17 protein-coding genes and 1 tRNA gene are annotated in these 14,678 nt (G+C 53.1%); all 18 read left to right on the top strand.

The window, feature by feature from the left end:
• Window positions 1-148 precede the first annotated feature (148 nt).
• Entirely contained in the window at window positions 149-337 is a 189-nt protein-coding gene (locus tag PHI64_RS23680; protein WP_366945249.1) for a hypothetical protein, read from the top strand.
• Window positions 331-504 (top strand): hypothetical protein, encoded by a 174-nt coding sequence (locus tag PHI64_RS22030; protein ID WP_299888020.1) that lies wholly within the window; start codon window positions 331-333, stop codon window positions 502-504. The genes PHI64_RS23680 and PHI64_RS22030 overlap by 7 nt, the downstream gene beginning before the upstream one ends.
• A gap of 133 nt (window positions 505-637) precedes the next feature.
• Window positions 638-1,402, top strand: a complete 765-nt coding sequence (gene tpiA / locus PHI64_RS22025; protein WP_299888018.1) for a triose-phosphate isomerase — start codon at window positions 638-640, stop codon at window positions 1,400-1,402.
• A 15-nt stretch (window positions 1,403-1,417) separates the two neighbouring features.
• Window positions 1,418-1,789 (top strand): preprotein translocase subunit SecG, encoded by a 372-nt coding sequence (secG, locus tag PHI64_RS22020; protein ID WP_299888015.1) that lies wholly within the window; start codon window positions 1,418-1,420, stop codon window positions 1,787-1,789.
• Between the two features lie 61 nt (window positions 1,790-1,850).
• Window positions 1,851-1,935: transfer RNA gene (locus tag PHI64_RS22015), tRNA-Leu, on the top strand.
• A gap of 85 nt (window positions 1,936-2,020) precedes the next feature.
• Window positions 2,021-2,395, top strand: a complete 375-nt coding sequence (gene ndhC / locus PHI64_RS22010; RefSeq protein WP_296563747.1) for an NADH-quinone oxidoreductase subunit A — start codon at window positions 2,021-2,023, stop codon at window positions 2,393-2,395.
• Between the two features lie 46 nt (window positions 2,396-2,441).
• The gene (locus PHI64_RS22005) at window positions 2,442-2,918 is read left to right on the top strand and encodes an NADH-quinone oxidoreductase subunit B family protein (RefSeq protein ID WP_079433620.1); all 477 of its coding nucleotides are present in this window, start codon (window positions 2,442-2,444) and stop codon (window positions 2,916-2,918) included.
• Between the two features lie 12 nt (window positions 2,919-2,930).
• Window positions 2,931-3,533 carry an NADH-quinone oxidoreductase subunit C gene (locus PHI64_RS22000; RefSeq protein WP_299888008.1) on the top strand — a complete coding sequence of 201 codons (603 nt, stop codon included), beginning with the start codon at window positions 2,931-2,933 and terminating at the stop codon, window positions 3,531-3,533.
• Complete coding sequence (locus PHI64_RS21995; RefSeq protein WP_299888023.1) at window positions 3,526-4,779, top strand: NADH-quinone oxidoreductase subunit D; 1,254 nt, start codon at window positions 3,526-3,528, stop codon at window positions 4,777-4,779. The genes PHI64_RS22000 and PHI64_RS21995 overlap by 8 nt, the downstream gene beginning before the upstream one ends.
• 49 nt (window positions 4,780-4,828) lie before the next feature.
• Entirely contained in the window at window positions 4,829-5,305 is a 477-nt protein-coding gene (gene nuoE, locus PHI64_RS21990; RefSeq protein ID WP_299888005.1) for an NADH-quinone oxidoreductase subunit NuoE, read from the top strand.
• The gene (gene nuoF, locus PHI64_RS21985) at window positions 5,302-6,612 is read left to right on the top strand and encodes an NADH-quinone oxidoreductase subunit NuoF (protein WP_299888000.1); all 1,311 of its coding nucleotides are present in this window, start codon (window positions 5,302-5,304) and stop codon (window positions 6,610-6,612) included. The genes nuoE and nuoF overlap by 4 nt, the downstream gene beginning before the upstream one ends.
• Before the next feature lie 7 nt (window positions 6,613-6,619).
• Entirely contained in the window at window positions 6,620-8,974 is a 2,355-nt protein-coding gene (nuoG, locus tag PHI64_RS21980; protein ID WP_299887997.1) for an NADH-quinone oxidoreductase subunit NuoG, read from the top strand.
• On the top strand, window positions 8,974-10,023 hold the full coding sequence (nuoH, locus tag PHI64_RS21975) for an NADH-quinone oxidoreductase subunit NuoH (protein WP_299887994.1): 1,050 nt from the start codon (window positions 8,974-8,976) through the stop codon (window positions 10,021-10,023). The genes nuoG and nuoH overlap by 1 nt, the downstream gene beginning before the upstream one ends.
• Before the next feature lie 10 nt (window positions 10,024-10,033).
• Complete coding sequence (gene nuoI / locus PHI64_RS21970) at window positions 10,034-10,522, top strand: NADH-quinone oxidoreductase subunit NuoI (protein WP_296563770.1); 489 nt, start codon at window positions 10,034-10,036, stop codon at window positions 10,520-10,522.
• A 41-nt stretch (window positions 10,523-10,563) separates the two neighbouring features.
• Window positions 10,564-11,166: an NADH-quinone oxidoreductase subunit J gene (locus PHI64_RS21965; protein WP_299887991.1), complete on the top strand. Its 603-nt coding sequence runs from the start codon at window positions 10,564-10,566 to the stop codon at window positions 11,164-11,166.
• Window positions 11,167-11,198: 32 nt separating this feature from the next.
• Window positions 11,199-11,504: an NADH-quinone oxidoreductase subunit NuoK gene (gene nuoK, locus PHI64_RS21960; RefSeq protein ID WP_299887988.1), complete on the top strand. Its 306-nt coding sequence runs from the start codon at window positions 11,199-11,201 to the stop codon at window positions 11,502-11,504.
• 12 nt (window positions 11,505-11,516) lie between these two features.
• The gene (nuoL, locus tag PHI64_RS21955; protein WP_299887985.1) at window positions 11,517-13,559 is read left to right on the top strand and encodes an NADH-quinone oxidoreductase subunit L; all 2,043 of its coding nucleotides are present in this window, start codon (window positions 11,517-11,519) and stop codon (window positions 13,557-13,559) included.
• Between the two features lie 81 nt (window positions 13,560-13,640).
• A partial coding sequence (locus PHI64_RS21950; RefSeq protein WP_299887982.1) for an NADH-quinone oxidoreductase subunit M occupies window positions 13,641-14,678 on the top strand: 1,038 nt, incomplete at its 3' end.

Raw genomic sequence — 14,678 nt, 5'->3', positions numbered from 1 at the left:
CTTCATGGGAGGCCCAAAAAGGCAGGAAACTACACAAAATGCGGCCCAGTGAACAGGGGGTTTGTAATTGCATGAATGTGAACGGGATTTTTGGGGCGGTTATGCTGGGTCGATGCGATTGCCCTGGTGGTGAGAACTCGGGCATGTCATTTGTCTGGAGTGTCACTCCACGGGTGATGGAGTCATTGCCGGCCTTCAGGTTTTGGCAGCCCTTCGAGAGCGCGACGCTACATTGAAAGAAATATGCCAGGATCTCGTTCTCTATCCCCAAAAGCTTGTAATGTGCCTATCAGGCTTGGCTTCGAGCGGCCGTCGAATTCTTCGATCACGATGGTAGCTGACACAGCAGTGCAGGAGTTGGCGGAGCGGGGAAGGGTGCTGCTGCGTCCCTCGGGGACGGAGGCGCTTCTTCGGGTTGTGGTAAAGGGGGTTGGTGAAGAGCGGGTCAGCCGGATAGCGCTTGGGCTCGCAGAAGTGGTTCGGGCTGCTGCAGCACAGTCATGATCTAGGCCGACTCTAGGCGTCGGTCTGGTGCTTGCAGGCGCCGCGGTGGTTTCGTTGCCCATTTCGCTCGTTGCTGTTTTGACCGGGAGTCGCCCGAGAGATACAATCGAAAAATTTGGCTTTGGTGCCCAGGGTGAGAAAAAAGCTGGTGATCGGCAACTGGAAGTTGCATGGGGGGCTTGCTCGAAACGAGGCTCTGCTGCTCGGGATTCGTGGTTCGGATGCCGTGGCGAGGATTGATGCGGCGGTCTGTCCGCCGTTTCCATATTTTCAGCAGGCGGTGGAGCTTTTGCGTGGCACTTCCGTTACGGTAGGCGCTCAGGATCTCAGTGCCTACCGGGAGGGCGCCTACACTGGGGAAGTGGCTGGTGAAATGCTGGCGGACCTCGGTTGTCGCTGGGTAATCATTGGGCATTCGGAGAGGCGTCAGCTTTTTGGAGAGACCGATGCTGTTGTTGCTGCCAAGGTAGGTGCTGCACTTAGGGCGGGCTTGGTGCCCGTGCTTTGTGTTGGCGAAAGTCGGGAGCAGAGGGAGTCTGGTGCGGCGGAAGCGGTGGTTGCTGCTCAGTTGGAGGCGGTTTTTTCGGCTGTTGGCGCCAAGGCTCTTTCTGGTGTGGTGGTGGCGTATGAGCCGATATGGGCAATTGGTACGGGGCTTACGGCTACTCCAGATCAGGCTCAGTCAATGCATCTCTTCATCAGAAACTTGCTGCAGCGGATTGGGGTGGATGCTATGGGGGTGAGAATCCTTTACGGCGGTAGTGTGAATGCTGGAAATGCAGCTCGCCTCTTTGATGAGAAAGATATTGACGGAGCTCTTGTTGGGGGGGCGTCTTTGCAGGTTGATGGTTTTCTTGCTATATGTCGAGCCGCGTCAGCGGCTGTCACGATAGAGTAATTAACGGAGATAGTGATGGGTGGTATGGTTTTTAGTGTGGTTCTTACTGTTCATGTCCTTGCCGGGCTCGGAGTTGTCGGGTTGGTTTTGATGCAGCACGGTAAAGGTGCTGATATGGGGGCTGCGTTCGGTAGTGGTGCTTCGGGTAGTCTCTTTGGGTCGTCGGGTTCGGCGAATTTCCTCAGCCGGCTGACTGCTGTCCTTGCGGGTGTGTTTTTTGTGACCAGCCTTGGTTTGAGCTATCTTGCAGGGGCCAAGTCTCCGGCTGCTTCCAGTGTTATGGATGGGGTGGTTGTTCCAGCGGCTGGACAGTCTGTGGCGCCGGCCCAGGTTCCCGCTGCGGCACCTGCAGCTGATGGTTCCAAGTCGAAGGACATCCCTCGATAGAAATATGTAATGCTTGGCGCTGAGGGGTGATTGCCTTATAATGCGCAGGATCAAAACGTAAGCCGACGTGGTGAAATTGGTAGACACGCTATCTTGAGGGGGTAGTGGCGAAAGCCGTATGAGTTCGAGTCTCATCGTCGGCACCACAGTAATATGCAGGTCGCCCGCAATTTGCGGGCGTTTGCTTGAAGGCAGCTACAATAACTGCTATTGGTTGCGGGGGCTCAAGCTATGTTGGAAACTTATTTTCCAGTTCTTGTCTTTATCCTGTTTGCGGCTGCTTTTGGTTTTATTCCCATTGTGGCAGGCTGGGTTCTCGGTCCGAACAAGCCTGACGCTGAAAAGCTCTCGCCCTTCGAGTGTGGCTTCGAGCCTTTTGAAGATGCGCGTATCAAGTTTGATGTGCGTTACTATCTTCTGGCCATTCTCTTCATTCTCTTTGATCTTGAAATCGCCTTTCTCTTTCCGTGGGCAACCATTTTGAGGGAAATTGCCGCGAGTGAGTCAATTCGGCTGTTTGGTTTCTTTGAGATGATTGTCTTTCTGGGCATTCTTTTGCTCGGTTATGTATACGTTTGGAAGAAGGGCGCGCTCGACTGGGAGTGATTCGTTGGACTGCCTTGGCGGGTAAATCGTTGCATAGAGGGTGTCTATGAGCATCGAAGGTGTTTTCAAGGAAGGGTTTGTAACTACTTCTCTTGATACAGTAATCAACTGGACTCGCACGGGTTCGCTCTGGCCGATGACTTTCGGGCTTGCATGCTGTGCGGTCGAAATGATTCATGCGGGTTGTTCGCGTTACGACCTTGATCGATTCGGGGTGGTGTTTCGCCCGAGTCCTCGTCAGTCGGATCTGATGATTGTTGCGGGCACGCTCTGCAACAAGATGGCTCCCGCCTTGCGCAAGGTGTATGACCAGATGTCCGAGCCGCGCTGGGTCATTTCGATGGGCTCCTGCGCGAATGGCGGTGGTTATTATCACTATTCCTATTCCGTTGTTCGGGGGTGTGATCGGATTGTTCCTGTGGATGTCTATGTGCCTGGTTGCCCGCCGACGGCCGAAGCGCTTCTCTATGGGATCGTTCAGCTTCAGAACAAGATCAAACGTGATTGCACCATTGCGCGCTAAGTGCTGAATGTCATGAGTGAAAAACTTGAACATCTGAGTAAGGCGCTGGCTGAAAAGTTCGGCGAAAAAATCCTAAAGTCGACTTCATCCAGGGGTGAGCTGACGGTGGAGGTGTCGGCGGCAAACTACCTGCCCATCGCATACGCCCTGAGGGACGAGCCGGCTTTTCGTTTTGAACAATTAGTCGACTTGACCGGGTTGGATTACTCGACTTTCGCTGGTCACGATTGTTCGTCTAGATTTGCTGTTGCGGTTCATCTGCTTTCTGTAAGTAATAATCTCCGTCTCCGTCTCCGTGTTCGTGCGGATGATGATTCATTTCCAATGCTGGATTCTGTTTGTCAGGTTTGGCCAAGTGCCAATTGGTTCGAGCGCGAAGCGTTTGATCTCTTTGGTATTGTTTTTGGCGGCCATCCTGATCTGCGGCGCATTCTGACTGACTATGGTTTTGTTGGTTATCCGTTCCGCAAGGATTTCCCTGTTACTGGGTATGTAGAAATGCGCTACGACCAAGAGCAGGGTCGCGTTGTCTATCAGTCCGTCACTATTGAGCCGCGTGAAAATACGCCGCGTATTGTTCGTGACGAAAACTATGGGAATGCCGGTCGTGGCTGAAATCCGAAATTACACAATCAACTTTGGTCCCCAGCACCCGTCTGCGCACGGGGTTTTGCGCTTGGTGCTTGAGCTTGACGGCGAGGTTGTGGAGCGCGCGGATCCCCACATCGGCTTGCTGCATCGCGGCACGGAGAAGTTGGCAGAGACTCGTACCTGGGTGCAATCTGTGCCTTACATGGATCGGCTCGATTACGTTTCGATGATGTGTAACGAGCACGCGTATTGCATGGCGATCGAAAAGCTGATCGGCTTGGATGTGCCGCTCCGGGCTCAGTACATCCGTGTTCTCTATGATGAAATTACTCGCATTCTGAATCACCTGCTTGCTGTCGGAACGCATGCTCTGGATATTGGTGCGATGACGATGGTGCTGTACACCTTCAGAGAGCGCGAAGATCTGATGGATGCCTACGAGGCCGTTTCTGGGGCACGTATGCATGCTGCCTATTACAGGCCTGGTGGGGTCTATCGTGATCTTCCAGATAGAATGCCTCAATACGAGGTCTCCAAGTGGAAATCCGCAAAGACAGTTGAGCAGCTCAACGAGAATCGTCAGGGAAGTCTGTTAGATTTCTTGGAGGATTTCACGAATCGTTTTCCGAAGTACGTAGATGAGTACGAGACCTTGTTGACAGATAACCGTATCTGGAAACAAAGAACTGTCGGTATTGGTGTTGTTTCGCCCGAGAAGGCTCTTGCGCTTGGTTTTTCCGGTGTAATGTTGCGCGGCTCTGGTGTCGAATGGGATATTCGGAAGAAGCAGCCATACGAAGTCTATGATCAGCTTGATTTCGATATTCCTGTAGGCGTAGAGGGTGATTGCTACGATAGATATCTGTGTCGCATCGAGGAGATGCGCCAATCGAATCGGATCGTGAAGCAGTGTATTGACTGGTTGCGTCGGAATCCGGGTCCAGTGATATCCAGTGATCACAAGGTTGCACCGCCGCCCCGGGAGCGGATGAAGGGAAACATGGAAGAGTTGATCCACCACTTCAAGCTCTTTACCGAAGGGATGCACGTGCCCGCGGGGGAAGTCTATGCTCCGGTCGAGCATCCCAAAGGAGAGTTTGGCGTGTATGCAGTATCGGACGGTGCGAATAAGCCGTACCGGCTTAAGTTGAGATCGCCAGGCTTTGCGCATCTTTCCGCCATGGATGAGATGTCTCGTGGTCACATGATCGCTGACGTTGTGGCGATCATCGGGACGATGGATATCGTGTTCGGAGACGTGGACCGCTAAGTTGCAGTAAGCGTTCCCAATGACATTCTGCTGACAGTAGATACAAAAAATGCTAAGCCCGGAATCCCTACAGAAAATAGATCGAGAGATCGCCAAGTATCCTCCTGATCAAAAGCAGTCGGCATCAATGGGTGCTTTGCGTATCGCACAGGAAGAAAAAGGATGGCTTGCAAACGAGACCATTGAGTTTGTCGCCAAGTACTTAGGCATGCCGGCAATAGCGGTCTACGAGGTCGCAAGTTTCTACAACATGTATGATCTTGCTCCTGTTGGTGCGAAGAAGATTGCTGTGTGCACGAATCTTCCTTGTGCCCTTTCGGGTGGGGTGCATGCTGCCGAGTACATCAAGAAGAAGCTCGGGATTGACTTCAATGAAACCACTGCAGACGGACGGTTCACTCTCAAGGAAGGGGAGTGCATGGGTGCTTGCGGTGATGCCCCGGTGCTGCTGGTGAATAATCACCGGATGTGCAGCTGGATGACTGAAGAGAAAATCGATCAACTGTTGGCTGATCTTACAAAATGACTGTACAAGGCATTATTCTCTCCGATCTTGATGGCGATCGAACCTGGCGGCTTGCTGATTATGTCAAGCGTGGCGGGTACGAAGCGCTGAGGAAGATAATTGCGGAGCAGATTTCCGCCGATCAAATTATCGGGGAAGTCAAAAAGTCCGCATTGCGTGGTCGCGGCGGAGCAGGGTTTCCTACCGGGTTGAAATGGAGCTTCATGCCTCGTGCGTTCCCCGGGGCCAAGTATCTTGCCTGCAATTCCGATGAAGGTGAGCCGGGTACCTTCAAGGATAGGGATATTCTTCGCTACAACCCGCATTCGGTTATCGAAGGGATGATCATCGCAGGCTATGCGATGGGCTGTGAGCGTGGTTATAACTACATTCATGGAGAGATTTTCGAGGTTTACGAGCGATTCGAAGAGGCTCTGCAAGAAGCAAGGAATGCGGGTCTCCTTGGACAGGGTATCCTTGGTTCGGATTTCAGTTTCGAGTTGTATGCCCATCACGGGTACGGTGCATATATTTGTGGCGAAGAAACCGCTCTTCTCGAGTCCATTGAGGGTAAGAAAGGGCAGCCTCGTTTCAAGCCTCCGTTTCCGGCAAGTTTTGGTCTGTACGGAAAGCCGACAACGATCAACAACACGGAAACCTTCGCCTCGATCCCTTTCATCATCCGGGAGGGGGGGGATGCGTTTCTCGCGTTGGGTAAGCCGAATAACGGAGGCACGAAGCTCTTCTCCGTTTCGGGGCATGTGAATAAGCCCGGTAATTATGAAATCCCGCTCGGGACGCCGTTCTCTACGCTTCTTGAAATGGCTGGAGGAATGCGCGGTGGCCGCCAGTTGAAGGCTGTGATTCCCGGCGGTTCCTCTGCGCCGGTTCTGCCTGGAAGCGTGATGATGGATTGCACCATGGATTATGACTCGATCTCCAAGGCGGGGTCGATGTTGGGTTCCGGTGCGGTCATTGTCATGGATGAAACGACTTGCATGGTGAAGGCCCTTGAGCGCCTTTCCTATTTCTATTTTGAGGAGTCTTGTGGTCAATGCACGCCTTGTCGTGAAGGCACAGGTTGGCTGTACAGGGTTGTCCATAGAATAGAAAGTGGGCTCGGTCGGCCGGATGATCTGGATCTGCTGAATAGTGTGACGGCAAATATCATGGGGCGCACGATTTGTGCTCTTGGCGATGCTGCATCAATGCCGGTTCAAAGTTTTGTGAAGCATTTCGGTGACGAATTTGCTTTCCACATCGAACACAAGAAATGTCTCGTGCCCAAGAATGTGCAGCACGAAGGCAGCAAGATTTACGTAGCGTAGGCTCGACATGCTAGACATCGAAATTGACGGAAAGCAGTTGCAGGTCCCCGACGGCAGTACTGTCATGGAGGCCGCCACCCAGGTTGGCGCCTATGTGCCCCATTTTTGTTATCACAAAAAGCTGTCGATCGCGGCTAATTGTCGCATGTGCCTTGTCCAGGTAGAAAAGGCGCCTAAGCCGCTGCCAGCCTGCGCGACGCCTGTGACCAACGGAATGAAGGTATGGACCCACTCCGAACAGGCTGTCAAAGCTCAAAAGGGAGTGATGGAGTTCCTGCTGATTAACCACCCGCTGGATTGCCCGATTTGCGATCAAGGTGGCGAGTGTCAACTGCAGGATCTGTCGGTCGGTTACGGTGGCGCTCAGTCTCGCTATGAGGAGGAGAAGCGGGTCGTATCAAACAAGGATCTCGGGCCGCTGGTTTCGACGGATATGACGCGTTGCATTAACTGCACGCGATGTGTTCGCTTCACTTCCGAAATCGCCGGCTTGATGGAGTTGGGGCAGGCATTCAGGGGTGAGCACGCTGAGATCATGCCTTTTGTTGAGAAGACGGTTGATACCGAACTCTCCGGCAACATCATTGATTTGTGTCCGGTGGGGGCCCTTACCTCCAAGCCTTTCCGATTTGCGGCCCGTGCGTGGGAAATGTCCCGGAGAAAGTCGGTTAGTCCGCACGATTCGCTTGGTAGTAATCTTGTTGTCCAAGTGAAGCATGACACTGTGAAGCGTGTCCTTCCCCTTGAAAATGAAGACATCAATGAGTGCTGGCTTTCAGACAAGGATCGCTTCTCTTATGAGGCTCTGAATGGGCCTGATCGCTTGACTGTTCCGATGGTCAAGCAGGGTGGTCAGTGGATTGAAACGGATTGGCCGACCGCGCTTGAGTACGTTGCCAATGGTCTCAAGGGGATCGTTGCTGACCATGGTGCCGATTCGATCGGAGCACTCGTGTCTCCTCACAGTACTGCAGAGGAGCTTTTCCTGACACAGGCGCTTGTGCGTGGGCTCGGGTCAGGGAACGTCGATTTCCGTTTGCGTCAGATCGATTTCGCCCTGGATGGGAAGATGGCTGGGGCTCCATGGCTTGGAATGCAGGTGTCCGATATCCGTTATTTGGATCGACTTCTCATTGTCGGTAGCTTCTTCCGCAAAGATCATCCTTTGATTGCCCAGCGTGTACGTCAGGCAGTTAAGCGTGGTTTGAAAGTTAATGCAGTCAATTCGGCCTTTGATGATTGGCAGTTGCCGGTTGCAAATGCCCTTTGTGTTTCGCCGGCGGCGATGCCCGCCGCTCTGGCGGCAATCCTGAAGGCGATCGCCGAGGAGAAAAATGACCAGGTTGCTCCGGAGTTTGTAGAGGCAACCCTTAGTGTGGTCGTTGACGAAAACGCCCGGGCGATTGCGCGTAGCCTTGTGTCGGGGCGTCGTGTTGCGATCTGGCTTGGTAATTTTGCTGTTCAGCACGCCCAGGCTTCCCAGATCCATCGAATTGCCCATGAGATTTCCCGCGTCACGGGGGGAGGATTCGGTTTGATCGGTGAGGCCGCGAACAGTGTCGGCGGCTACTTGGCCGGAGCGGTTCCTTTTGGAGAGATTTCTGGAAAGAACGTCAGAGAGATGACATCCTCTGCGCTAAGAGCCTACCTTCTTGTTAATGTCGAGCCGGAGTTCGACTGCGCTTTCGGCGCGGTGGCAGCCGATGTGATCGGCAAGGCAGATATGGTTGCTGTGTTCAGTGCGTTCAAATCAGCTGGCGCGTTTGATTTTGCGGATGTGCTTCTGCCGGTCTCGCCTTTCACCGAAACTCCTGGAACCTTTGTGAATTGCGAGGGCAAGGCCCAGAGTTTCTACCCTGTCGTCAAGAGCCTCGGTAGTTCGCGTCCCGCTTGGAAGGTACTGAAGGTTTTGGGAGAGATGCTCGGTCTTAAGGGAGCTTCCGCGGATTCGATTGAAGATGTTCGGAAGCAGATTTTTGGCGACGCTACGGTTGTTGACTTGAACAAGCTCGATAACTCGGTTCAGAGCGACGTGGTTGTGCTTGGCAACATCGGGGGCGGAATTCAGCGCATCGCAGACGTTCCTATTTATTTCGCTGACTCTGTTGTCCGTAGAGCTCCTTCGCTTCAAGCTACCCGTGATTCTTCGGAGCCTTCGGCCAGGATGAGCAGAGCTACTCTGGAACGGCTGGGTCTTCAGGCCGGCCTAAAGGTCCGGGTTGCATCTGCAAACGGCGAGGCTATCGTCCTCGCGGAAGAGGATGGGGGGGTTGCGGAAGGTTGTGTGAGACTGGCGGGAGCTCATTCCCTCACTTCGCGCCTCGGAGCGCTTTATGGTGAAGTCAGCGTGGAGCGGTTGTGATGGATGCGTACATCGAGCCTGTAGCGGCACTCTTCGGGGCGGCATGGCCTCTTGTATGGTCTTTGATGAAGATCATTGGTATTGTCGCGCCACTTTTTTTGTGCGTCGCCTATCTCACTCTCGCGGAGCGCAAGGTCATCGGCTATATGCAGGTGCGCATTGGGCCGAACAGGGTTGGTCCGAGAGGGTTGCTTCAACCGATTGCCGACGGCGTAAAGCTGCTGCTTAAAGAAGTCATCGTTCCTTCTGGTGCAAACAAGGGCTTGTTCATCCTAGGCCCTGTGCTTGCGCTTGCGCCTGCTCTTGCCGCTTGGGCTGTCGTGCCGTTTTCTGACGGGTGGGTTGTAGGGAATGTTGATGCAGGGCTGTTGTTCCTCCTGGCTATCACCTCGGTTGAGGTGTATGGGGTGATCATTGCGGCCTGGGCATCAAATTCCAAGTACGCCTTCCTTGGTGGTATGCGTGCGGCTGCACAGATGGTTTCCTACGAGATTGCGATGGGCTTCGCGCTTGTCTGCGTCTTGATGATCTCCTCAAGCCTGAATCTCAGCGAGATCGTTGCAGTTCAAGGCAAAGGTCAGGGCGCCGATGCCGGTTTTGGCTTCCTTAGCTGGAACTGGCTCCCGCTGTTTCCGATGTTCATCGTCTATCTCATTTCCGGGATCGCCGAAACTAACCGCGCACCTTTCGATGTTGTCGAAGGTGAGTCTGAAATTGTTGCCGGACACATGGTCGAGTATTCCGGGATGGCGTTTGCGCTGTTCTTCCTGGGTGAGTACGCGAACATGATCCTGATTTCCGCGCTGACCTCCATCCTTTTCCTCGGTGGCTGGCTTTCCCCAGTGGGTTTCCTGCCTGACGGATTTGTCTGGCTGGCGATCAAGACGTCGTTCATTCTGTTCCTGTTTCTCTGGTTCAGAGCAACTTTCCCGCGCTTCAGGTATGACCACATTATGCGTCTGGGTTGGAAAGTGTTCATTCCGCTGACGCTGTTCTGGGTTGTTGTGGTCGCAGTTTGGGTTATGTCGCCCTTGTCGATCTGGAAGTGAGGAAAAGATAATGGGTTCGATGAAAGATTACGTTGGCAGCCTTTTTCTTAAAGAGCTGCTGAAGGGTATGGCTCTCACAGGCCGGCATCTTTTTGCACGGAAGATTACCGTTCAGTTTCCTGAGGAGAAGACTCCTCAGAGCCCTCGGTTTCGTGGACTTCATGCGCTGCGTCGGTATCCTAACGGTGAAGAGCGTTGTATTGCATGCAAATTGTGTGAAGCCGTTTGTCCGGCGATGGCCATCACCATTGAGTCTGAGCAGCGGCAAGATGGGTCTAGGCGTACTAGCCGCTATGACATTGATTTGACAAAGTGCATCTTCTGCGGTTTTTGTGAAGAAGCGTGTCCGGTCGATGCGATTGTTGAGACTCGTGTATTTGAGTATCACGGCGAGAAGCGCGGAGATCTGTACTACACGAAGCAGATGCTCCTGGCGGTTGGAGATCGGCACGAGGCGCAGATTGCCAAGGATCGGGAAGTCGATTCCAAGTACCGGTAGGCTGGTGGGTACGGACTAAATCATCTTTGCGGAACACGTTTATGGATTTCCAGTCAGTCGTTTTCTACTTTTTTTCGACGGTGATGGTTCTTGCAGCGTTGCGAGTCATTACGGCGAGAAACCCGGTTCACGCAGCGCTCTTTCTTGTCCTGGTCTTTTTTTCGGCTGGCGGTATCTGGATGCTGCTTCGGGCGGAGTTCTTGGCAATCGCTCTTGTCATGGTCTATGTCGGAGCGGTTATGGTCCTGTTCCTGTTCGTTGTGATGATGCTCGACATCAATCTCGAGAGAGTTCGGCAGGGCTTCTGGAGTTACCTCCCCATAGGTGCAGTTGTCGGGTTGCTGATGATTGCGGAAATGGCGATTGTTCTCGGCGGCAGCTACTTCGGTCTGGATGGCATGCCCGCTCCCTCGGAGCCGGAGCCCGGGTACAGCAACACGAAGGAGCTCGGCCGGTTGCTCTACACGGAGTATGTGTATCCCTTTGAGCTGGCTTCCATCGTGTTGCTGGTTGCAATGATTGCAGCCGTAGCACTTACGCTGAGAAAGCGGAAGGACGTCAAAAAGGTTGATCCAGCTGCTCAGGTGGCTGTAAAGCGCGATGATCGTGTGCGCATCGTTTCGATGCGTGCAGAAAAGGACTGAATTTCTGCTGACGATCGTCAGGGAGGGGTTTTATGCTTTCGTTATCTCATTATTTGATTCTTGCTGCGATTCTCTTTGCCCTTGGTGTCGTCGGGATTTTCCTGAATCGCAAGAATTTGATCGTGCTTCTGATGGCCATCGAACTAATGTTGTTGGCTGTGAATTTGAACTTCATCGCTTTTTCCCACTATCTTGGGGATGCCGCGGGTCAGATTTTTGTTTTCTTCGTATTGGTCGTGGCTGCGGCTGAAGCTGCAATCGGTCTGGCCATTCTCGTGGCGTTGTTCCGTAATCTGCGGACGATTCACGTTGATGATCTGGACAGTCTCAAGGGATAAGGAAGCGTTTCGATGACTGAGATGCAAAAGCTGTATTTGTTGGTTCCTTTGGCGCCCTTGTTCGGTGCGATCGTTGCCGGCCTTTTTGGCAAAGTTGTTGGACGTGCCGGAGCGCACTCCGTGACGATTCTTGGTGTCGCGGTGTCCTTTCTTGCCTCGCTTGTCATTTTTCAGGACGTTCAGGCCGGAAACGTTTTCAACGGGACGTTGTACACGTGGGCAACCAGCGGTTCCCTTACCCTTGAGGTCGGTTTCCTGATCGACTCCCTAACCGTCATGATGATGCTGGTGGTCACCTTCGTCTCGCTCATGGTGCATATCTACACCATCGGCTACATGTCTGAAGATCCCGGGTATCAGCGTTTTTTCAGCTATATCTCCCTGTTCACCTTCTCCATGCTTATGCTGGTGATGTCGAACAACTTCTTGCAACTGTTCTTCGGATGGGAAGCTGTTGGTCTTGTTTCGTATCTTCTGATCGGTTTCTGGTATACCCGGCCGACGGCCATTTTCGCCAACATGAAGGCGTTCCTGGTTAATCGCGTTGGGGATTTCGGTTTCCTTCTGGGGATCGGACTCGTTGCTGCTTTTGCAGGTACTTTGAACTACGCCGAGGTCTTTGCGAAGGCGGGTGAGTTGGCCGAAATGACGGTCCCTTCGACGGGCTGGCCTCTGATCACTGCAATCTGTATTGGTTTGTTTATTGGTGCAATGGGCAAGTCAGCTCAGGTTCCTCTGCATGTCTGGCTGCCGGATTCGATGGAAGGTCCAACCCCGATTTCTGCGCTGATTCACGCTGCGACCATGGTTACGGCGGGCATTTTCATGGTTGCTCGGATGTCGCCGTTGTTTGAGCTTTCCGAGGCTGCGCTTTCTTTTGTTTTGGTGATTGGTGCTACCACCGCGCTGTTCATGGGGTTTCTTGGTATTGTCCAGAACGACATCAAGCGAGTTGTCGCATATTCCACGCTTTCTCAGCTCGGCTACATGACGGTCGCGCTGGGTGTCTCTGCTTACTCTGCCGCTGTCTTCCATCTAATGACGCATGCCTTCTTTAAGGCACTGCTCTTCCTCGGTGCTGGTTCCGTGATTATCGGGATGCATCATGATCAGGATATGCGCAATATGGGAGGGCTCTGGAAGTATATGCCGATCACTTGGCTCACTTCGTTGCTCGGATCGCTGGCGCTCATCGGCTTTCCGTTCCTTTCGGGCTTCTATTCGAAGGACATGATCATCGAGGCTGTCAAGTTGTCTCATATCCCTGGGGCTGGCTATGCCTACTTCTGCGTGATCGTAGGCGTGTTTGTCACAGCTTTCTATTCTTTCCGCATGTACTTCCTGGTGTTTCACGGGGAAGAGCGATTCGGCAAGGAGGTCGAGCATCATGGCCAGGAGCATTCACACGACGCTCATGCCGATGACCATCATGGCGATGATCACGATGACCATGCCCATCATGGACTTGCACCTGGGCAGAAGCCCCATGAGTCGCCCTGGGTTGTGACTTTGCCGCTTGTTTTGCTCGCCATACCTTCGGTGTTTGTCGGCTTCTTTACCATCGAGCCGATGTTGTTCGGCGGCTTCTTTGACAAGGTCATTCACATTGGTGAGAACCATGGTGTGCTGAAGGAGTTGGCTGAGGAGTTCCACGGTGCATATGGCATGGCCATTCACGGCCTGATGACGCTTCCTTTCGCATTGGCAATGAGTGGTGTTGCACTTGCGTGGTTCTTCTACATGGTCGCGCCGTCGATTCCTGCGGCTATCATGCGGACGTTCAAGCCGATTCATACCCTGCTGGAGAACAAGTACTACTTTGATCGCTTCAACGAGCTTGTTTTTGCTGGTGGGGCTCGCTTGCTTGGCCGCGGGTTGTGGAAAATCGGTGATCAGACTTTGATCGACGGGATGGTGGTTAATGGTTCTGCCAAGTTCGTTGGATTGATTGCGCAGCTCTCCCGTCTCTTCCAGAGTGGGCATATCTATCAGTATGCGTTTTCGATGATCTTCGGCGTCGTCATCCTCCTGACCTTCTGGTTCAATCGCGGGTGATATCGTTTTCGTGGATCAGGGCTAACAAAGAGATTTAGGACTTGAACGCCGCTTACGCGGTGCATAGAACGGAAAGTAGAGATGACGGGTATTCCATTCCTCAGCCTTGCGATTTGGGTTCCGATCCTTGGTGGCCTACTGGCGCTTGCTACAGGCTCGGACCGCAACGCATCAGTCGCCAGATTTGTAGCGCTCTTTTTTGCGCTCGCTGGGTTGGCGGTCAGTATTCCGCTCTACACCGGTTTCGACGTAAGCACCAGTGCGATGCAGTTTGTCGAGGCCTATTCCTGGATTCCCCGGTTCAACATCAACTATGTGCTTGGGGTTGATGGTATTTCTGTGCTCTTTGTGCTGTTGAACAGCTTTATCACAGTCATCGTGGTAGTGGCTGGTTGGGAGGTCATTCAGGAGAAGGTTGCTCAGTACATGGCGGGTTTTCTCATCATGTCCGGCTTGATCAACGGCATTTTTTCTGCGCTCGATGGTGTTCTGTTCTACGTGTTTTTTGAAGCGTCCCTGATTCCTCTGTTCATCATCATCGGCGTTTGGGGCGGCCCGAATCGAGTGTACGCGGCAATTAAGTTTTTTCTTTACACGCTTGCCGGCTCGCTGCTCATGCTGATTGCGCTGCTTTATCTGTTCATGGAGTCCGGTGGAAGCTTCAGCATTCTTGACTGGCATCAACTCAGGTTGGGTATGGATGCGCAGACCTTGCTTTTCTGGGCGTTTCTTGCATCTTTTGCAGTGAAGATCCCGATGTTTCCGGTGCATACCTGGTTGCCGGACGCGCACGTTGAGGCTCCTACGGGCGGTTCGATTGTCCTGGCGGCCATCGGTCTCAAGCTTGGTGCTTATGGTTTTCTGCGTTTCTCCCTTCCGATTGCACCGGATGCCAGCCAGGCGTTTGCGCCCATGATCATCACGCTTTCGTTGATCGCCGTTATTTATATTGGTTTTGTGGCACTTGTCCAGACGGACATGAAGAAGCTTGTTGCCTATTCTTCGATTTCTCACATGGGTTTTGTCACGCTTGGTTTCTTCATCTTCAACCCGCTGGGTATTGAAGGTGCGCTCGTTCAGATGATTTCCCACGGCTTTGTCTCCGGGGCAATGTTTGCG

Origin of the sequence: Zoogloea sp., from assembly GCF_028689785.1 — a bacterium.
Classification (GTDB): domain Bacteria; phylum Pseudomonadota; class Gammaproteobacteria; order Burkholderiales; family Rhodocyclaceae; genus Zoogloea.
This window is presented reverse-complemented; position numbering and strand designations above follow the sequence as displayed.